The 20,562-nt window shown below is 54.0% G+C and carries 13 protein-coding genes; all 13 read left to right on the plus strand.

The features are described from left to right. Positions 1-154: 154 nt before the first annotated feature. The 13 genes from dppA to hmsP all read left to right on the plus strand — a co-directional run bounded on the left by dppA (position 155) and on the right by hmsP (position 20,486). Positions 155-1,765 (plus strand): dipeptide ABC transporter periplasmic-binding protein DppA, encoded by a 1,611-nt coding sequence (dppA, locus tag RAC90_RS14910; protein WP_006121407.1) that lies wholly within the window; start codon positions 155-157, stop codon positions 1,763-1,765. Positions 1,766-1,970: 205 nt separating this feature from the next. Beyond that, on the plus strand, positions 1,971-2,990 hold the full coding sequence (dppB, locus tag RAC90_RS14915; RefSeq protein ID WP_033737316.1) for a dipeptide ABC transporter permease DppB: 1,020 nt from the start codon (positions 1,971-1,973) through the stop codon (positions 2,988-2,990). 9 nt (positions 2,991-2,999) lie between these two features. Further along, positions 3,000-3,902, plus strand: a complete 903-nt coding sequence (gene dppC / locus RAC90_RS14920) for a dipeptide ABC transporter permease DppC (RefSeq protein ID WP_006121409.1) — start codon at positions 3,000-3,002, stop codon at positions 3,900-3,902. 12 nt (positions 3,903-3,914) lie between these two features. Continuing rightward, positions 3,915-4,901 carry a dipeptide ABC transporter ATP-binding protein gene (dppD, locus tag RAC90_RS14925; protein ID WP_006121410.1) on the plus strand — a complete coding sequence of 329 codons (987 nt, stop codon included), beginning with the start codon at positions 3,915-3,917 and terminating at the stop codon, positions 4,899-4,901. Then, entirely contained in the window at positions 4,891-5,913 is a 1,023-nt protein-coding gene (gene dppF / locus RAC90_RS14930; protein ID WP_033737317.1) for a dipeptide ABC transporter ATP-binding subunit DppF, read from the plus strand. The genes dppD and dppF overlap by 11 nt, the downstream gene beginning before the upstream one ends. Positions 5,914-6,505: 592 nt before the next feature. Next, positions 6,506-7,084, plus strand: a complete 579-nt coding sequence (bcsO, locus tag RAC90_RS14935) for a cellulose biosynthesis protein BcsO (RefSeq protein ID WP_054688574.1) — start codon at positions 6,506-6,508, stop codon at positions 7,082-7,084. Then, positions 7,075-7,878 (plus strand): cellulose biosynthesis protein BcsQ, encoded by an 804-nt coding sequence (bcsQ, locus tag RAC90_RS14940; RefSeq protein ID WP_033737319.1) that lies wholly within the window; start codon positions 7,075-7,077, stop codon positions 7,876-7,878. Before bcsO ends, bcsQ begins: the two co-directional genes overlap by 10 nt. 53 nt (positions 7,879-7,931) lie before the next feature. Next, entirely contained in the window at positions 7,932-10,040 is a 2,109-nt protein-coding gene (gene bcsA, locus RAC90_RS14945) for a UDP-forming cellulose synthase catalytic subunit (RefSeq protein WP_006121414.1), read from the plus strand. Further along, the gene (gene bcsB, locus RAC90_RS14950) at positions 10,037-13,009 is read left to right on the plus strand and encodes a cellulose biosynthesis cyclic di-GMP-binding regulatory protein BcsB (RefSeq protein WP_375124507.1); all 2,973 of its coding nucleotides are present in this window, start codon (positions 10,037-10,039) and stop codon (positions 13,007-13,009) included. Before bcsA ends, bcsB begins: the two co-directional genes overlap by 4 nt. 11 nt (positions 13,010-13,020) lie before the next feature. Beyond that, positions 13,021-16,827 carry a cellulose synthase subunit BcsC-related outer membrane protein gene (locus tag RAC90_RS14955; RefSeq protein ID WP_375124508.1) on the plus strand — a complete coding sequence of 1,269 codons (3,807 nt, stop codon included), beginning with the start codon at positions 13,021-13,023 and terminating at the stop codon, positions 16,825-16,827. Beyond that, a complete protein-coding gene (gene bcsD / locus RAC90_RS14960) occupies positions 16,827-17,273 on the plus strand; it encodes a cellulose biosynthesis protein BcsD (RefSeq protein ID WP_039339205.1) in 447 nt (148 codons plus the stop codon). Before RAC90_RS14955 ends, bcsD begins: the two co-directional genes overlap by 1 nt. 9 nt (positions 17,274-17,282) lie before the next feature. Further along, positions 17,283-18,290, plus strand: a complete 1,008-nt coding sequence (locus RAC90_RS14965; RefSeq protein ID WP_033737323.1) for a glycosyl hydrolase family 8 — start codon at positions 17,283-17,285, stop codon at positions 18,288-18,290. 186 nt (positions 18,291-18,476) lie between these two features. Beyond that, positions 18,477-20,486 (plus strand): biofilm formation regulator HmsP, encoded by a 2,010-nt coding sequence (hmsP, locus tag RAC90_RS14970; RefSeq protein WP_072193761.1) that lies wholly within the window; start codon positions 18,477-18,479, stop codon positions 20,484-20,486. The last annotated feature ends 76 nt before the right edge of the window (positions 20,487-20,562 follow it).

The raw sequence follows: 20,562 nt of genomic DNA on the forward strand, positions 1-20,562 counted from the left end.
GATACAGATTTTTCTGATGGGTACTTATCAATCAGCATTATCAAAACAAAAATATCTCACTCTTATCACCCGCTCAGGGTGGACCGCCTGAACCGCATAAAAAAACCAGAGGTCGGGCAATGCACACAACAACACATCACAATGGAGCAAAAGCATGATCAACTCCCTGGCCAAATCCAGGATGCTGAAGGTCGGTCTGAGCCTCGTCGCCATGACCGTAGCCGCAGGTGTTCAGGCGAAAACCCTGGTTTATTGTTCTGAAGGTTCTCCGGAAGGGTTTAACCCGCAACTCTTTACGTCGGGTACGACGTACGATGCCAGTTCAGTTCCAATCTATAACCGTCTGGTTGAATTCAAAACGGGTACGACCGAACTGGTACCCGGACTGGCTGAAAAGTGGGACGTCAGTGCTGACGGTAAAACGTATACCTTCCATTTGCGCAACGGCGTGAAATGGCAAACGACTAAAGATTTCAAACCTACGCGTGAATTTAACGCGGATGACGTCGTGTTTTCTTTTGAGCGTCAGTTAGACAAAAACAACAAGTACCACAACGTCTCTGGCGGCAGCTACGAGTACTTTGAAGGCATGGATATGCCAAAGCTGATCAGCAAAATCGAAAAAGTAGACGATCATACCGTTCGCTTTGTGCTGACGCGTCCTGAAGCGCCTTTCCTGGCTGATCTGGGCATGGATTTCGCCTCCATCATGTCCAAAGAATACGCTGACAACATGCTGAAAGCCGGCACGCCTGAAAAAATTGACCTGAATCCAGTGGGCACCGGGCCGTTTGTGCTTCAGCAGTACCAGAAAGACTCACGTATCCTGTACAAAGCCAACCCGGATTACTGGGGAACCAAGCCAAAAATCGATCGTCTGGTTTTCTCGATTACCCCCGATGCGTCAGTACGTTACGCCAAGCTGCAGAAAGGCGAATGTCAGATCATGCCGTATCCGAATCCGGCTGATATCGCCAGCATGAAGAAAGACAGCAAAATTAACCTGATGGAGCAGCCAGGTCTGAACGTCGGTTACCTGTCATTCAACACCGAGAAAAAACCGCTGGATAACGTGAAAGTGCGTCAGGCACTGACCATGGCGGTAAACAAGAAAGCCATCATTGATGCGGTTTATCAGGGCGCCGGTCAGCCAGCGAAAAACCTGATTCCACCGACAATGTGGAGTTATAACAACGATGTTAAAGACTATGCCTACGATCCAGAGAAAGCCAAAGCGTTGCTGAAAGAAGCCGGTATGCCGGATGGTTTCTCTATCGATCTGTGGGCAATGCCGGTTCAGCGTCCTTATAACCCGAACGCGCGCCGTATGGCAGAGATGATTCAGGCTGACTGGGCGAAAATTGGCGTGAAAGCCAAGATTGTCACCTATGAATGGGGCGAGTACCTGAAACGTGCCAAAGCGGGTGAGCACCAGACGGTCATGATGGGCTGGACTGGCGATAATGGGGATCCCGATAACTTCTTCGCTACGCTGTTCAGCTGTGCGGCGGCGAAAGACGGCTCTAACTATTCGCGCTGGTGCTACAAGCCGTTTGAAGATTTGATTCAGCCAGCACGTGCGGAATCCGATCACAACAAACGTATTGAGTACTACAAGCAGGCTCAGGTTGTCATGCATGACCAGGCGCCTGCGCTGATCATCGCTCACTCAACCGTTTATGAGCCTGTAAGCAAGAAAGTTACTGGTTATGTCGTTGATCCATTAGGTAAACATCACTTCGATACCGTCGATATTCAGGAATAACCTTTCGGATTACTGCAGTCAGGGCCGGTTTTACCGGCCCTCAGGCGACCGTGTCAGGTCGCCTGTTATCTGCTCTTTTTTTTCCGGCTAATTACTTTTACAAAAAGAAGCGCTTCCTGCGTCGCGTTCTGCTGTCGCGGGATGCGGTTAATGAGCAATGTTATCTCTGGCCAGGGCCAGAGGAAAACGACTGAGAATTACGCCTATGCTGCAGTTCATACTCCGGCGTCTGGGGCTTGTCATCCCAACGTTCATCGGTATTACATTATTGACCTTCGCGTTTGTGCATATGATCCCGGGCGATCCGGTGCTGATCATGGCAGGTGAACGCGGTATCTCCCCCGAGCGCCATGCTGAGTTAATGGCGATGATGGGGCTCGATCAGCCGCTGTGGAAACAGTATCTGCACTATATCAACGGTGTGCTGCACGGTGATTTAGGTATTTCACTGAAGAGCCGCATTCCTGTATGGACTGAATTCGTCCCACGCTTTAAAGCCACCCTGGAACTGGGGATCTGCGCCATGATGTTTGCCGTCGCCGTGGGGATTCCGGTTGGCGTTCTGGCCGCAGTAAAACGTGGTTCTGTATTCGATCACACCGCGGTCGGGATTTCCCTGACCGGCTACTCGATGCCGATTTTCTGGTGGGGCATCATGTTGATTATGCTGGTGTCGGTCCAGCTCAATCTCACACCGGTTTCAGGTCGCGTGGCAGATACGGTGTTTCTGGACGACAGTCATCCGTTGACCGGTTTTATGCTGATTGACACGTTCATCTGGGGAGAGCCTGGCGACTTCAAAGATGCCGTCATGCATATGATTCTGCCCGCGATTGTGCTGGGCACCATTCCGCTGGCCGTCATCGTGCGCATGACGCGCTCTTCTATGCTGGAAGTGCTGGGTGAAGACTATATCCGCACCGCCCGGGCGAAAGGCCTGACGCGTATGCGCGTTATCGTCGTTCACGCTCTGCGTAATGCGATGTTGCCGGTTGTGACGGTCATCGGTTTGCAGGTGGGCACCTTGCTGGCAGGGGCCATCCTGACCGAAACCATCTTCTCCTGGCCGGGTTTGGGGCGCTGGCTGATCGAAGCGCTGCAACGCCGTGATTATCCGGTCGTGCAGGGCGGTGTGCTGCTGACGGCTATCCTGATTATCCTGGTCAACCTGTTGGTTGATCTGCTGTATGGCGTGGTGAACCCGCGCATACGTCATAAGAAATAAGGGGGCATCATGTCTGTCGTTGATCCCGCGAGTGTGAATGTCGCACCTAAGCCGATGACCCCGATTCAGGAGTTCTGGCACTACTTTAAACGTAACAAAGGCGCGGTTATCGGGCTGGTTTACATCATTCTGATGCTGTTGATTGCCATTTTTGCCGAGGTGCTGGCACCGCACGGCCCGGCGGAGCAGTTCCGTGATGCCCTGCTGCATCCACCTGTGTGGCAGGAGGGAGGAAGCTGGAGCTATATCCTGGGCACCGACGATGTGGGGCGCGATATCCTCTCGCGTTTGATGTACGGCGCGCGCCTTTCCTTGCTGGTGGGCTGCATGGTCGTTGTGTTGTCGCTGATTTTTGGCGTGATTTTTGGCCTGCTGGCGGGCTATATCGGTGGAGCGGTTGATGCCACGATTATGCGTCTGGTCGACATTATGCTGGCGCTGCCTAGCCTGCTGTTAGCCCTTGTTCTGGTCGCCATTTTTGGTCCGTCGATCGTCAATGCTTCTATTGCTCTGACCTTTGTCGCGCTGCCGCACTATATCCGTCTGACACGCGCGGCGGTACTGGTTGAGGTCAATCGTGACTATGTGACGGCCTCAGGTGTCGCCGGTGCCGGTATGCTGCGTCAGATGTTTGTGAACATTCTGCCTAACTGCCTGGCCCCGTTAATTGTTCAGGCCTCGTTAGGGTTTTCCAACGCCATTCTTGATATGGCGGCGTTGGGCTTTCTCGGTATGGGTGCGCAACCGCCAACGCCGGAGTGGGGCACTATGCTCTCCGACGTATTGCAGTACGCGCAAAGTGCCTGGTGGGTGGTGACGTTCCCCGGATTAGTCATTCTGCTGACCGTGCTGGCATTTAACCTGATGGGCGATGGTTTGCGTGATGCACTCGACCCGAAACTCAAGCAGTAAAGAGGCACCGAGATGGCGTTATTAAATGTAGATAAGTTATCGGTGCATTTCGGCGACGATAAGGCACCGTTCCGCGCAGTAGACCGCATCAGTTATCAGGTTGAACAGGGCCAGGTGGTGGGCATTGTCGGTGAGTCGGGTTCGGGTAAATCCGTCAGTTCTCTGGCTATCATGGGGTTGATCGATTTCCCCGGTAAGGTGATGGCGGAAAAGCTCGAATTCAACCAACGCGATCTAAAGCGTATCTCTGAAAAAGAGCGCCGTCAGCTGGTGGGCGCCGAAGTGGCCATGATTTTTCAGGACCCGATGACCAGCCTGAACCCCTGCTATACCGTGGGTTACCAAATCATGGAAGCCATTAAGGTCCATCAGGGCGGTAATAAAAGTACCCGCCGCCAGCGGGCGATTGATCTACTGAATCAGGTGGGGATTCCCGATCCGGCCTCGCGGCTGGATGTGTATCCGCATCAACTGTCTGGTGGGATGAGCCAGCGCGTGATGATCGCGATGGCGATCGCCTGTCGTCCAAAGCTGCTGATTGCCGATGAACCGACGACCGCGCTGGACGTAACGATTCAGGCGCAGATCATTGAACTGCTGCTGGACCTGCAAAAGCAGGAAAACATGGCGCTGATCCTGATCACACACGACCTGGCACTGGTGGCAGAAGCGGCCCACCATATCATTGTGATGTATGCCGGCCAGGTAGTAGAGAGCGGCAAAGCGTCCGATATCTTTAAAGCCCCCCGTCATCCTTACACGCAGGCGTTATTGCGTGCGCTGCCAGAATTCGCGGCCGATAAAGCACGCCTGGCCTCATTGCCGGGGGTGGTGCCAGGCAAATACGATCGTCCAATGGGCTGTCTGCTGAATCCACGCTGCCCTTATGCTAACGATCGCTGCCGTAAAGAAGAACCTGAACTGCGGACGATTCCGGGACGTCAGTCCAAATGTCACTATCCGCTGGACGATGCCGGGAGACCAACCTATGAGTCCTGAGAAAACGAAGCACGACTATCTGCTGCAGGCTATTGACCTGAAAAAACACTATCCGGTGAAAAAAGGCTTATTTGGTCAGGAGCGACTGGTCAAAGCGCTGGATGGTGTCTCTTTTAACCTGGAGCGCGGAAAAACACTGGCCGTGGTGGGGGAGTCAGGCTGCGGCAAATCCACGTTAGGCCGTTTACTGACTATGATTGAAACGCCGACGGAAGGGCAGCTTTACTGGCATGGTCAGGATTTATTAAAACACGATCCGCAGGCGCAAAAGCTGCGTCGACAGAAAATTCAGATCGTGTTTCAAAATCCCTATGGTTCGCTAAACCCGCGTAAAAAAGTCAGCCAGATTCTGGAAGAGCCGCTGATCATTAACACTTCGCTCACTAAAGCCGAGCGGCGTGAAAAAACGCTGGAAATGATGGCCAAAGTCGGTCTGAAAACCGAGCACTATGACCGTTATCCCCATATGTTTTCCGGAGGACAACGTCAGCGTATTGCGATTGCGCGTGGCCTGATGCTCGATCCGGATGTCTTAATCGCAGATGAACCGGTTTCGGCATTGGACGTGTCAGTGCGTGCGCAGGTGCTTAACCTGATGATGGATCTGCAGCAAGACATGGGGCTGTCTTATGTCTTCATCTCTCACGATCTGTCGGTAGTTGAACACATTGCAGATGACGTGATGGTGATGTACCTGGGACGCTGCGTTGAAAAGGGCAGTAAAGAGGCGATTTTTGCTCATCCCCGCCATCCTTACACCCAGGCGCTTCTGTCGGCCACGCCACGTCTGAATCCTGACGATCGTCGTGAACGTATCAAGCTGACCGGTGAACTCCCCAGCCCGCTCAATCCGCCTCCGGGTTGCGCGTTCAATGCGCGCTGCCGTCGCCGTTTTGGCACCTGTGTTCAGTTGCAGCCGAAACTGAAGCAGTACGGTGAGCAGCAGATAGCCTGTTTTGCGGTTGATCAGGATGAAAACCAACTGATTGCGTCAGGTGATGTGACGCGCTAGAGATGTCCTGTCATGCGGAATCCTTGTAGGTAAACGACAGGTGATTCCGCTTGACTGTAGAAGCCCGCAACGCTGTCGTTACCTTCCTGGCGTCACTCATCGCCAAAAGCACCGCTGGTTAGTGGCACGTTCTTCCTCTGCCCGTTCGCGGCATTCATAAATCCTGGGATGTGACGTGCCGCCGGATTTGAAGAATACAGGTTTTGTTGGCCACGCATTCGCGTAGTAATACTTTACCAACCATAATTCAATATTCTCACAACCCTTAAGCACCAATGTCAGAATGCTGTAAAAACGACAGTACACGAGACAGCTTTTTTTTGCTTTCCAATACAAGGAGTTGTGTTAGCCATGCTCCCCGGGTTAGTAGATACTTAGATCTTAATCATTGAGGCTGATATTTTACTTAAGGCTGTCTCAATAATTTTACGAAATATATGTGAGTTAGTGCTCATTTTTTGCTAAACACAACTAATTAGCATTAAGCTTTCTTATTGAATCTGTTGGTTTTGTAATCAGAATTATCTCACTGTGTTCAAATTATTATGATATATTCCTGGAAAAATCCTCCCTATGTTTTAGGTTGTGGTGTATGAAGAATTACGACGACTTACAGCGTTTTAAGGAAAAGACAAAAACGCTCGATATCGCCTTTCAGGATATGTCAGGCCAATCGCAGGAAGCGGCGGAGAAAAGTAAATGGTCTCTCATTCGTCAACTGGCGAGTGACGATCAGCAAATGCCGTTTAGTGGTGGCCAGCGTATTGATTTACCCCAGCCACAACCGATTCAGGGTGATGAGTTTAGTCTGGACATGGGTTCAGCGTTAACTCAGAGCGCGCAGTTGTCGACGCCTGCATCTGCCTCTTCCCGTTCCCTCATAAACAGCCTGTCAGCCAGCGAGCCGCTTCCTGACGTGACTGAGCCTGCTTCACACGCTTCCTCTTCCCTGTTCCCGACATCCTCAGCAACGCCTCAGGCCGGGGTCGCTGTACAGAAGACGCATGCGCCGGTAACGGCACCTGACACTGCCCCCTCAATCCCGGCACGTCCTGAAGCAGAGAACGGTCGCTTCAGCGATCTGTTCCGTGCGCGTAACAGCGCGTCAGAGAATTTACCTAAAGAAACGTTATTAAAACCGTTACTGGAGAAGATTGCCTTATGCCGTTAGTTTGTGTGTGCTCGCCCAAAGGTGGGGTGGGGAAAACTACGTTGGCAGCCAATCTGGCCTGGAGTCTGGCCCGATCGGGTAGCAAGGTATTGGCAATTGATTTTGATGTACAGAATGCATTGCGTCTTCATTTCGGCGTTCCCCTGAATGACGGACGGGGTTTCGTTGCTCGCTCAGAAGAGCAGGCTGACTGGAGCCAGTCTATTTTGACGACCGGAGGGAACATTTTTGTTCTGCCTTACGGCAATGTTACCGAAGCCCAGCGTGAGCGGTTCGAAGAGAATCTGACTAAAGACCCGCATTTTCTCAAGCGAGGCCTTGATACGTTACTGAACTATCCCGGCCTGGTGATGGTAGCGGACTTTCCTCCCGGACCCGGACCTGCGCTTAAAGCCATCAGGGCGTTAGCCGATATGCATTTGGTCGTTATGTTGGCGGATACCGCCTCCGTGTCACTGTTACCCCATATTGAAGAAAACCGCCTGATTGGGCAGCCGCTGAACAGCCGGCACGGTCACTATTTTGTCCTCAACCAGTGCGACAATCGCCGGAATATCAATCGCGATGTGACCGCTTTTCTTCAGCAACGGCTGGGCGATACGCTCCTGGGGCAGATTCATCGTGATGAAAGTGTGGGTGAGGCCAACGCCTCGCAGCAATCCGTTTATGATTTCAGCCCTGCCTCTGCTGCTGCCTTTGATATCGAACTGATCACCAAGCGTGTCGCCAGTATTCTGAATATCACGGTGGGGAATGGCGAAGTTCAGGCGCAAATTAACACCGGTAACTACTAAATGTAATGACCTGCTCCGGCAGGTTAAAAAAAACAGCTCTTTCAGGGTGGGTCATGGGTAAACTTGGGTTTTACCTGCTGCTGCTGGTGCTTGCGCCTGTTGCTGCGGTGATTATTATCACGCCGATGGATAGTCAAAAACAGTATATTTTTGGCTTGATTAGCATTGGTATGGTGTTTTTATTGGGGTTCAGTAAAAGCCGTAAAATAACGGTAGTGATGGTTATTCTTTCTGCCCTGATGTCATCCCGCTATATATGGTGGCGGACGACGGAAACACTGTATTTTAATTCTGAAATCGAAGCGATTCTTGGCATTGGCTTATATATTGCGGAACTGTATGTCTGGCTGATCCTTATACTCGGCTTCCTGCAAACCACATGGCCATTAAAGCGAACGATTGAACCCCTGCCGGAGGACACCAGCCTGTGGCCAACGGTTGATGTCTATATCCCCACGTATAATGAAAGTCTTGATGTCGTACGTGACACTGTTCTGGCCGCACAGTGCATTGACTATCCGCGTGACAAGATAAAGGTTTACCTGCTTGACGATGGAAAACGTCGGGAGTTTGCTGTATTCGCGGCCGACGTGGGTGTGGGCTACATCACGCGCGACGATAACAGCCATGCCAAAGCCGGTAATCTTAATCACGCAATGAAGATCACAAAAGGTGAACTGATTTGCGTGTTTGACTGCGACCACGTAGCGACCCGCACATTTTTACAGGCAACGGTGGGCCCGTTCCTGAAAGATCCTAAGCTGGCGCTGTTACAGACGCCGCACTATTTTTATTCGCCCGATCCTTTTGAACGCAATCTGCGCGCAGCGCGCAGCATTCCTAATGAGGGTGCGCTGTTCTATGGTCCGGTGCAGCAGGGTAATGACAACTGGAACGCGACCTTCTTCTGCGGTTCCTGTGCCGTCATTCGTCGTTCTGCGCTGGAAGAGATTGGCGGTTTCGCCGTCGAAACGGTGACCGAAGATGCCCATACGGCGTTGAAAATGCAGCGTCGTGGGTGGGGATCGGCCTTTCTGGCCATTCCTCTGGCTGCAGGCCTGGCGACTGAACGTCTGGGCCTGCACGTAATACAACGTACCCGCTGGGCCCGCGGAATGACGCAGATTTTCCGCGTCGATAACCCACTTTTGGGTCGTGGCTTAAAGTGGCAACAGCGGCTTTGCTATCTCAATGCCATGCTGCATTTCCAGTTTGGTCTGCCGCGCGTCATCTTCCTGACCGCGCCGCTGGCTTATCTGTTGTTCAATCTGAATATTATCCATTCGTCAGCATCGCTTATTTTTGCTTATGTCCTGCCTCATCTGGTGCTGTCGTTGTCGGTAAACTCGCGTATGAATGGCCGTTTCCGCTACACCTTCTGGGGGGAAATTTATGAAACCGTCATGTGTTTCCACCTGGTGATTCCGACGATTTTGACATTGCTGTCACCTAAGCATGGCAAATTTAACGTAACGGACAAAGGCGGCGTACTGGATCAGGGCTTCTTCGATTTCCATATTGTTCGCCCGCACGTCATCGTTGCGCTATTGCTCAGCATTGGCATCGTAGCGGGTATCGTGCGTGCGACGATGCATGACTATTTTGGTGTCGATCCTTACGTGATTGCCCTTAACGTAGGCTGGGCGATCTTCAGCTTAATTATTTTAATGGCCGCGATTGCGGTCGCGCGTGAAACCAAGCAGGTACGAAAAACGATTCGTATCGAGGTGCAAATTCCGGCCATTATTCATTACGCCAGCGGTATTTCCTCGCGCACTATGACCAGCGATCTCTCAATGGGTGGCGCGCATCTGGACGCACCGGATAACCGTCATGAGCATGACACGATTGAAGAGATCGATCTGTTGCTGAAATCCGGCACGATTACTATCCCGGCAAGCAAAATTTCCGGCGATGAAGAGAGCATTCGTCTCAGCTTTGGCGCAATGCCGCTGTCGCGTCGTCGCGAACTGGTGCGTGTGGTACTGGCGCGAGCGGATGCATGGATTCAGCCTGAATATAAGCAAGATAACCCCCTTACTTCTTTGGGTACCATTATTCGTACTGTTTTCGAACTGTTCTGGCTGACCTGGTTAGATCGCCGTGAGAAACGTAAAGGCGGAGCGCAAAACGTGGCGGTGAAAGAGGACAGTGCAGTATGAGAATGTTGATACAGTCGATGCTTGCAGGGTCGCTTTCGGCTGCATTGTGGGCTCTGCCGGCGTCGGCAGAGGCGCCCGTTGCCGGTAATAACGCCAGCCTTACTGCGGTAAATAACGGCCAGACCACGGACAGCAATGCGGTGTTAAACAACAGCGCGGCACCGGAAAGTGGCGCGGTGCCGAATAACAGCGCAGTAATCAACAACAGCCCTGCGACAGGTAGCAGGGCTGCCCCGATCATGAGGACTGCAGCGGATGGTAATACCACCCTCAACAACAGCGCCGCACCTGGCAGCAACGCAGTAATCAACAACAGCCCTGCGACAGGTAGCAGTGCTGCCCCGATCATGAGGACTGCAGCGGATGGTAATACCATCCTCAACAACAGCGCCGCACCTGGCAGCAACGCAGTGATCAACAACAGCCCTGTGCCAGATAGCAGTGCTGCCCCGATCATGAGGACTGCACCGGATAGCAATACCACACCAAACAACAGCCCAGCGCCAGACAGCAATGCCGGGCTGAATAACAGCGCAGCCCCAGCAGCCAGCACCGGGGCAGAGAACCCTGCGGTATCAACCTCAACTCATGAGGCGGCATCCGGGTCGGCGATGCCGAATGGCGGGACAGCCGCTGCGCCGTCTGCCAGCAGCCCTGCTACCGTCACCCATGACAGCAGCGCGCTGTCGAGCGTACCGCCACCGGCGGGGCTTGATAACGCAGAACCGGCCCTGGAAGCGGCGGCGGGTGCAACCCCTTATGCACCGGGTCAGGCTACGGCGACCGCGATGGCCAGCAGCATGCTCAATCAGCCCGTCAGCAGCACGCTGAGCGTGGCGCAAATGGGGCAGCGGCAGGGGATTACGCTGACCGGTGGTCAACTGCAATCGGGTATCCTGTTTACGTTGCCAGGCGATGAGGTAGTGACCAACGCACGCCTTAACCTGTCGCTACGCGTTTCCCAGGCGCTGGCGGCACGTAATACTTCTCTGCAGTTAATGTTAAACGGCCAACCGCTCGGTACGCTGCCGTTAGGTTCGGGCGACAGTGATGAAAGCGATTACCAGCTGGACATTCCGGCGGCCATGATCGTGTCCAACAACAACCTGAGTTTTAAAATTAACGACGCCGATAAGCTGTTGTGCGAAAAAGACAGTGCGGAACAGTATCAGGTGACTATTCTGCCCAAAACGATGTTGAGCCTTGAAGGCCAGCAGTTAAATATTGGCACCAGCCTGCGTAACTTCCCGCGGCCATTTATTGACCCGCAACGTATGACCGCAGCGGATGTCATGTTTGCCTTTACCAACAGCGTTTCACCCGACACGGTCACTGCGGCAGTGCTGGTGGCATCCTGGTTGGGCATTCAAAGTGATTACCGCGGCATCAGCTTCCCGGTCGTCCGCGGTACGCTGCCGGAAAAAAACGGCATCTTGTTTGGTCATCCCGGTGACAAGATTGGCACACTGACCTTTCCTGCCAGTTCAGGGCCCACCCTGCAAATGGTCGATAATCCAGGCAATCCGGTGTATAAGCTGCTGCTGGTGAGTGGCGCAGACGAAAATCAGTTGCGCCAGGCCGCGAATCGTCTGACAACCCAGCCCCTGACTACCGATGGCAGCATGTTACAGGTTAAGCCGCAATCCATTGCCAGTCGCAGTCCTTACGATGCGCCTCGCTGGATCAATACGCTCCATCCTGTCCGTCTGGGTCAGCTGTTGCGCAAAGATCAAAGCCTTACCGCGACCGGTATCTGGCACGATGCGATGCGGGTTAATTTCCGCGCAGCGCCCGATCTGTTTTTGTGGGATGGGGATACGGTTCCGCTCCATTTGCATTACCGCTTTCCGTCAGAGACCTGGATTGATGAGAAAAACTCACTGCTTAATGTCACCCTGAACGGAACTTTCCTGCGTAATCTGACCGTCAATAAAGAGGGGCTACTGGAAAGCGTCTGGCACCGCCTGGGTGGCGATGCGCGTCAGGAGCATTACCAGATTAACCTCGATCCCTATCTGATTTACGGCGATAACCAGCTGGCGCTCTATTTTAATATTAAGCCCAAGGCCGATGCGCCCTGCGGCGTGTTACTCAACAACAATATTAAGAGCCGAATTGAAGAGGACTCCTGGATCGATCTGAGTCACACGCGGCACTTTAGCATGTTGCCTAACCTGTCCTATTTTGTGGGCGCTTCGTTTCCGTTTTCCCGTCTGGCGGACTTTTCACAAACCACACTACTGCTGCCCGGGCAGCCCAGCGATGCGGAAATTTCCACGCTGTTAAATCTGTCCGCTCGCGCGGGAAATGCGACGGGTGTTGTCCTGGCACAGAATCAGGTGTTGTTTGGTCTGCCAAACGGCGGCAATAACCTGGCACGGGTTCAGCAAACGGATTTACTGGCCGTGAGCACGACCGGAAACAGCGCATTCAATCAGGCAATGCTCGAAAACTCGCCTTATGACGCTAACGGCAGCGCGCTGGGTGTGAAAGAACCGACCACGCTTGAAAAACTGCGCAGCTGGCTGATGGGTGACTGGTATCGTCAACCACTGGATGCCGATCGCTATTTCTCTTCGAATGAGTCCTGGCGTGGTTTTCTGAGTTACCGCTCGACATGGAACCCGGATCGTCTGGTCGTGATGGCGGTTGCTACCAGTGACGACCAGTTGCTGAGATTACATGGTGACCTCAGCTCTGCCCGCATTAATGCGGCGGTAAGAGGCGATACTGCCATTATTACCGATGAGAATGGCATCCGAAGCTTCCGGGTTGGGCCGCAGTTTCCCAGTGGGGAAATGCCGTGGTACATGATGGTGGTATGGTATGCCAACCAGCACTCGGTATTAATGGCGCTGGCTGCACTGCTGTTTTCCGCCGTGGTGGGCAGTGCCGCGTGGGCCATGTTGAAACGACATGCCTCGCGTCGACTGCAGGCAAATGATAATCGCGATGCCGGTAAGAAGTAAGGGCCATAATAATGAATAAAAACCAAATCAGTGCCGGGATCTGTCGCGCGTTAGTGCTGGGCGGGACAATCGCCTTATCTCTGCCTCTTCAGGCAGCGGAGAGCAGCAATCCTGCGCTGCAGGCGTTATTTGATCAGGCAACCTACTGGCATCAAAAAGCGCACGATGATCTGGCGAAGGCGTCCCTGCAGAAAGTGTTAATGGTGGAGCCTGATAACACCCAGGCACTTTACCTGCTGGCGCTCTATTCTCAGCAAAGTGGCGATAATGCGGGCGCGATGCAGTACCGTGCGCGCCTCAGCCAGGTTTCGCCCAACGATCCGCACCTGGCTGAACTGGATAACGCTCGCCAGCTGCAAAGCATTCCTCAGGCACAGCTCTCCCTGGCTCGCCAGCAGGCGCGGAGTGGCAATATCGCGGCGGCCTTGCAAACCTGGCGCAATACCTTTAGCGGCAATGAGCCGCCCCCCAGCGTTGCTGCGGAATATTACCTGACCATGGCGGGTGACCGTGCCCTGCTGCCGCAGGCGATTGAAGCATTGCGCCAGTTTTCGGCTCAGCATCCGCAGGATATGGGGGCCAGACTGGCGCTGGGAAAAGCACTGACATATCAGGATTCAACCCGACGTGAAGGGATTGAGCTGCTCAGTACACTGGCCAGCGGCAATCAGGATGCCGATCGCTCTCTTCGCCAGGCACTTTTATGGCTGGGGCCCCAGGCTTCAGATGCGCCGCTTTACCAAACCTGGCAGCAGCGTCATCCCCAGGATACTGCGGTGATGGACTATTACCGTAAAAATGTCGGCGGCGCGGAGAAGGGGGCAGGTTTTAGCGCGCTGAACAGCGGTGATGTGAACAGCGCAGAAACCAGTTTTGGCAAAGTGCTGCAGGCGAACCCCCAGGATGCGGATGCGCTGGCTGGCATGGGTTATGTGGCTCAACGAGAAGGCCGTTATCAGGAGGCGGCGGACTACTTGCAGCGCGCGGCACAACTGGGCGGCGATCAGAGCGCCGATCGGCAGAAGCAGGCTGCTGATGCGCGTTTTTATGCCCAGTTAGCCAACGCCCAACAGGCTTTTAAAAACGGTGACAGTGCGCAGGCACTGGCACTCAGCGCCCCCCTTACTCAGGCGGAAGGCGAAAAAGGAGTGGCAGCAGGCTTATTCCGCGCTGATGTGTTACGTCGAAGCAATCAACCTGAGCAGGCTGAGCAGGCTTATCGCACAATCTTAAAAAACGATCCGGATAACCGCAATGCGCGCGAAGGGCTGTTCTATGTGTTACGCCAGCAGAATCGCACTGCGGAGGCCAATACATTACTGGCTTCGCTGCCAGAAAGCGTCAGACAAAGTGTGGCGCCGCGTGGCAGCAGCGTCGATCCTGTTCGCCAGTTGGCGAAGCGGCAGGTAGCAGCGGGCAACATCAGTGCGGCTATCGCCACCTTGCAGCAGGGCATTCAGCGCTATCCGCAGGATGGCTGGTTACGCCTTGATCTGGCGCGACTTTATCGGCAGCAAGGTGATTCAATCCAGGCAGCGAGCGTGATGCAGCCAGTGATGCGCGACGGCGCCAGCACGGCTGAGCTTTATGCCGGTGCGTTAAACGCCAGCGAAAGTGGTGCCTGGCAGCAGGCAAGCGCATTGCTGGCCCGTATTCCCGCCAGTGCACAAACGCGTGATATGCGGGAACTGGCACAGCGGGTAAATTTTAATCTGCAAATGGCCACGGCCGATCAGTATCTGGCTCAAGGATCTGATGCGGCAGCGGCGAATACGTTAAAAGCCCTTGCCGTCAACCCGCCGGATAATCCGGTTGATGCGGGAAATCTGGCACAGAAACTGGCAAAAGCCGGCGATCTTGCCGGTGCCGTAGCGGTCGTGCGTGGCAATATGCAACGGGGTGTTCAGGGCAATGCCGGTGACTATGCTGCACAGGTGGCCGTGCTGAACCAGGCCGGACTTGAGAGTGAAGCACAACGTTTTCTGAGCACGCCTGCGCTGCAGGCACGCAGTACGCCTAAGCAACTGGCCGACTTGCGTGAAGGCTATTTGATTAACGAGGTGGATCGTCTGCGTCAGCAGAAACAGTACGCCGCCGCGTACGATAAGTTAATTGGCGCGCTGCAGCGCGATCCACAAAACCGCGATTTAATGTTTGCCATGGCCCGTCTCTATCAGGACGGCAAAATGAATAAAGACGCGGGCGTCGTCTATGACTACTTAATGACGCAGGATACGCCGTCGCAGGACGCGCGCGTTGGCGCGATCAATGTTGCCCTGGCGCAAAACGATGTGCAGCGTGCCAATGAACTGGCCCGTGGCCTGACGCCCGACCCGACGCCGCAGCGTCAGCTGCTGCTCGCGCAGGTGGCAGAAGCCAATGGCGACCATAGCCAGGCCATGCGTTATCTGCGAACGGCGCGGGGACAAATTATCGGTCTGCAAGGTGCGCAGCCCGGCACCACGCCAACCATCGGCGGACTGGCACTCGCCGACAACCCATTTGTGAACCGCAGCACCTCGCCTGTTGGGCGCACGCCGTCGACGTATGGCACGGTATTGCCCTGGCAGGTTGCGCCGGCCTCATCAGGCACATCGCCGGATGCCACCGTGGCCAGTACGACGAATGTTCCCTCTCAGCAGGCTCAGACGTTACATGATATTGATGCCATGATGGAAACCCTCCAGGAAAAAACGGACACCTGGGCACAGGGCACGGTACAGGTACGCGGACGTGACGGTGAGTCGGGCCTGAGTCAGCTGACGGAAGCGAAAGCTCCACTCACTTTCTCAACTGTGCCGTTCGGCGACGCACGGTTCGACTTTACCATGACGCCAGTGTCACTGACGGCGGGCAGCGCTGCGGGCGATGCATGGCGGCGTTTCGGCACCAACGCGCTGGAACAAGGCAAAGTGGTGGCGGCCAATGGCGCAAAAGTGGACGACGTGCCGACGGCCTCGACCAATTCGCAAACGGCCTCAGGGGTTGAGCTAAGCCTGGCGCTTAAGGGCGACAGCTACAAAGTGGATTTAGGCAGTACGCCGCTGGGCCAGGACCTGAATACGCTGGTCGGTGGTGTGCAGTGGTCGCCCAAAATCACGGACTTCCTGACGCTTATCCTGACCGGGGAACGGCGTGCGATTACTGACAGTCTGCTGTCCTATGTCGGGACTGAAGATAAATCCAGCGGCAAGCGTTGGGGGAACGTCACCAAAAACGGCGGTAATGCCTTACTGAGCTACGATAATGGCGACGCCGGCATGTATGTCGGGGCTGGCGCTTACAGCTATGTAGGTGAAAACGTAGCCAGTAACAACAACCTGCAAGCCAATGCGGGCGTCTATGTTCGTCCATTCCATGCTGACGATCGTGAACTTAAAGTCGGTATGAGTTTATCGTGGATGGATTTCTCGAAAAATCTCAGCTACTTCAGCTACGGACAGGGTGGCTATTTTAGCCCGCAGGATTATGCGTCCATCTCCTTCCCGATCGACTTCACGCGCACCTTCGATGACCTGAAGGTGAATATTGGCGGCGCGTTGGGTTACCAGAGTTACAGCCAGGATAAGAGTGCGTACTTCCCGAACGATCCGTCCCGTCAGGCACAGCTGGAAGCGCTGGCCGCCAACGGGCATGTCAAAAGCGCCTTCTACGAGGGCAACAGTAAAAACGGTGTAGGTTACAACCTGCATGCAGGTGCCGATTATAAAATCGATAAAGATGTCACGATTGGCGGGCAACTGGGTTATGACACCTTTGGTGATTATAACGAAAGCAGCGCGCAGCTCTATTTCCGCTACCTGTTCGGAGACAACTAATGAGTGAAGCTTTGAGTGGGCCGAGCCACCCACATCAGCCTGGCTGGTTTGATCTGGTCAGCGTTCTGGTCGAAGGCATGATTGCCAACGCGGGCCAGGAGCAGGCCACGGCTTTTTTATATAACATGGGTGAATCACTTGCGGCACGTTATGCGTTGCCCGCAGCCCGTACCGTGCAGGATCTGGAGCGTGAATGTAACCTGCAACTGGCCCGCTTCAACTGGGGGTTTGTTCAGTTACAGCCGCAGGATAGTGCCATCTTAATTAAGCACCACGCTGCACCCGCAGGCGACAGTTATCAGCCTGCCGCCGACTGGCAGACGGCATTTGCTGCCATTCTCGCGGGGCTTTTCTCCGGCTGGCTTCAGGGGCAGGGCGGCAGTAAAGCCGTACCGGTGACGCTGGAGCTTAATGACGGCAATACGTTGCATTTCCGATATCAATAAGGTGCTCTGATGAGACTTAAGTCAGTGTGGTCAGGAATTCTGGTCTGTTTTATGGTGATGTTTTTTAGTGCTCAGGCGATGGCCAACGGGTGGGATACCTACAAAAGCCGCTTCCTGCAGTCAGACGGGCGCATTATTGATACGGGAAATAATAATGTCAGCCATACCGAAGGGCAGGGTTACGGCATGTTGCTGGCGGTCGCCTACGATGACCGCGCGGCTTTTGACCGGCTCTGGAAATGGACTCGCACCACGTTGCGAAATCCGCAAAACGATCTGTTCTACTGGCGCTATATTCCCGGAGCACAGGATCCGGTAGCGGATAAAAACAATGCTTCTGATGGCGATGTGTTAATTGCCTGGGCGTTACAGCGTGCGGCGCAAAAGTGGAACGTCGCAGATTACCAACAGGAATCAGACCGCATTCAGCGTGCCATTGTAAAACTGGATGTGGCGAATTTCGGCGGTTACACCGTGTTGATGCCCGGTGCGCAGGGTTTCAACAAAAACAGCTATGTGGTGCTGAACCCGTCTTATTTTCTGTTTGTTGCCTGGCAGGAGTTTGGCCAGCGCAGCCATCTACAGGTATGGAATAAGCTGATTGACGGTGGAATGGCCTTGCTGGGCAAAATGCATTTCGGCAACAGCGACCTGCCGCTGGACTGGGTAGCGCTGAATGCGGATGGTTCCGTTGCGCCAGCGGTGGGCTATTCAAACCGATTCAGTTATGACGCGATTCGCGTCCCGCTCAACATCTGGTGGTACGATCCGCAAAGCCTGGCGCTGGGCCCCTTTCAGCGCCTCTGGCAAGGTTATAGTCGCACGAATACGCCAGCCTGGTTTGATGTTCTGGCCAATACGGCGGCCCCTTATAATATGGACGGCGGCTTACTGGCGGTACGGGATTTGGTGCTGAACCAAACCGGCTACCTGAGCGACAAGCTGTCGCCCGGGCAGAACTACTTTTCTGCCAGCCTCCAGTTGCTGACCTGGACAGCCTGGCAGGAGAAGCACTAAGCGCCTGATGCCCGCTCTGCGGCATGCTGTTCCGGCATGCCGCTTTTCATGTGGTCACTGACGTGACCGCAATTCCGATTCGTCTGCTTCCGCCCCCTTAAGCCACAAATACATCTTGCGATAGGATATACTTGACGCGCTTTTCTTTTCTGATGTCTACGCTCGTCACGAGCCGGGAGTGAATTTTTGCGCGTAAGCCGATCGCTGACGATAAAACAGATGGCGACAGTCTCGCTGATAGCGACAGTGACCATCAGCATTTTTATCGTTATCCAACTGTTTCATTTTGTGCAACAGCGCAGAATCGACTACGCCCAGCAGATGGAGAATATTGCGCATACCGTGCGTCAGCCGCTGTCTGAAGCGGTGCTGAAAGCGGACATCCCTCAGGCTGAACGCATTCTTAATTCGTTAAAACCCGCCGGGATTTTGTCGCGTGCTGATGTGGTGCTGCCGAATGCGTTCCAGGCGCTGCATGCGAACTTCGAAAACGAGAAACCCGTTCCCAGACTGATCGCCAGGATCTTTGAACTGCCGGTGCAAATCACCTTACCGCTCTACTCTGTTGAGCATACCGGTTTACCGAAGCCGTTGGCTTATCTGGTACTGCAGGCGAATTCATTTCGTGTTTACCAGTTTATTCTGAGCACGTTCTCCACGATGATCATCACCTATTTGCTGCTGGCACTCATCCTGTCCGTTTCAATTAGCTGGTGTATAAACCGGTTGGTGGTGCATCCGCTGCGCCGTATCTCCCGTGAAATACAGGAACTGCCACCGCAGGCGATTCTGACCCACAAACTGTCTGTGCCAGCCGATCACCGTGACGATGAAATCGGTATGTTGATTCGCAGCTATAACCGCAACCAGCAGGTGCTTGAGTCCATTCATGATCAGATGAGTCGGTTAACAACGCATTTCGACGTCACCGATCTGCCGAATCGGGCGCTGTTTTTAGCTTTACTGGAACAGTTTATCCACGCTCGTCGCCATGCTTTTAGTGTGATGGTGATACGCATCGAAACCCTGCAGGAAGCGAATGGTGTACTCAGTGATGAACAGCGCGATACGTTGATGCTGACGCTGGCTGAGAAAATTCGCAGCACCATTGATGATCAGACATTGCTGGCACAGACTGCTACCAGTGATTTTGTCTTACTGATGAAATCAGCCAGCAACCCCTTTCGCGCGATGCGGCTGGCCCGCAATCTGATGATTCGCCTTAATCAGCCTGTCACTCTGCATCAGCTACAACTGCGACCCAATGCCAGTATCGGTCTGGCGTTAAGCGAAGAAGATGAAACGACGGGGGCTAATGAGATGCTGGATCGTGCGACCTCCGCAATGATGTCAGCCCGTCGTCAGGGCAAAAATCAGATCCTGTTTTTTGATGCCGCCCTCACCGAACGGGCGCAAAAGCGCTTAACTCAGGAACACGATATCTTACAGGGCTTGCACGACGAGCAGTTTGCCCTCTATTTGCAACCCCAGATTGATATGCGCACCGGCAGGCTGGCGGGTGCGGAGGCACTACTGCGTATGCGTCAGGCGGACGGCCGGTACGGATTACCCGAAGAGTTCATCGCCAGCGCGGAAGAAATCGGGGTGATTTCAGCGATTGGCCGCTGGGTATTTGAAGAAGCATGCCGCATTCTGGCTGGCTGGCAGCGCCATGGGGTGAGGGTCCCGCTGAGTATCAATATTTCTGCCGTTCAGTTACGCGATGTCAGCATTGTGAATCATCTGCAATCCTTGCTGGCGCGCCATTCAATTGCGCCAGGCACATTAGTGCTGGAGATTACCGAAACCGCGCAAATGGGCGATGCTGAGCAGGCTATTTCCCTGCTGCGGATGTTGCAAAAAACCGGCGTTGCCGTTGCACTGGATGACTTTGGGATGGGCTATTCCAATCTTAACTACCTGCATCAGTTTAAAGCCTTACCGGTTAACAAACTGAAAATGGATCGCAGCTTTGTTGCCGCGTTGCCTGAGGACGACACGATGGTGCGTATCGTGGCGGCCATTGCTGACATTATTGACCTGGATGTCATTGCTGAAGGGGTGGAAACCAGTGAACAGCGTGACTGGCTGCTGGCCCGCGGTATCACGATTGGTCAGGGCTATCTTTATTCTGAAGCCGTGCCGCTGGCGCAATTTACTCATCAATGGCTGGATAATGCCCTGGAGGAGGAATAACGCCCTGATTCCTTGATTTTGCGAGAAATTTAGTTACAAAACCCCTTGCTGAAGCGTTTCAGTTCAGAATTACGCG

Origin of the sequence: Pantoea sp. CS_6 (assembly GCF_041954745.1) — a bacterium.
GTDB classification, from domain to species: domain Bacteria; phylum Pseudomonadota; class Gammaproteobacteria; order Enterobacterales; family Enterobacteriaceae; genus Pantoea; species Pantoea stewartii.

Bases quoted from the DNA above. Each gene is read 5' to 3' on its own strand.
- dppA (WP_006121407.1), top strand. From the start codon at position 155: ATGATCAACTCCCTGGCCAAATCCAGGATGCTGAAGGTCGGTCTGAGC.
- dppB (WP_033737316.1), top strand. From the start codon at position 1,971: ATGCTGCAGTTCATACTCCGGCGTCTGGGGCTTGTCATCCCAACGTTC.
- dppC (WP_006121409.1), top strand. From the start codon at position 3,000: ATGTCTGTCGTTGATCCCGCGAGTGTGAATGTCGCACCTAAGCCGATG.
- dppD (WP_006121410.1), top strand. From the start codon at position 3,915: ATGGCGTTATTAAATGTAGATAAGTTATCGGTGCATTTCGGCGACGAT.
- dppF (WP_033737317.1), top strand. From the start codon at position 4,891: ATGAGTCCTGAGAAAACGAAGCACGACTATCTGCTGCAGGCTATTGAC.
- bcsO (WP_054688574.1), top strand. From the start codon at position 6,506: ATGAAGAATTACGACGACTTACAGCGTTTTAAGGAAAAGACAAAAACG.
- bcsQ (WP_033737319.1), top strand. From the start codon at position 7,075: ATGCCGTTAGTTTGTGTGTGCTCGCCCAAAGGTGGGGTGGGGAAAACT.
- bcsA (WP_006121414.1), top strand. From the start codon at position 7,932: ATGGGTAAACTTGGGTTTTACCTGCTGCTGCTGGTGCTTGCGCCTGTT.
- bcsB (WP_375124507.1), top strand. From the start codon at position 10,037: ATGAGAATGTTGATACAGTCGATGCTTGCAGGGTCGCTTTCGGCTGCA.
- RAC90_RS14955 (WP_375124508.1), top strand. From the start codon at position 13,021: ATGAATAAAAACCAAATCAGTGCCGGGATCTGTCGCGCGTTAGTGCTG.
- bcsD (WP_039339205.1), top strand. From the start codon at position 16,827: ATGAGTGAAGCTTTGAGTGGGCCGAGCCACCCACATCAGCCTGGCTGG.
- RAC90_RS14965 (WP_033737323.1), top strand. From the start codon at position 17,283: ATGAGACTTAAGTCAGTGTGGTCAGGAATTCTGGTCTGTTTTATGGTG.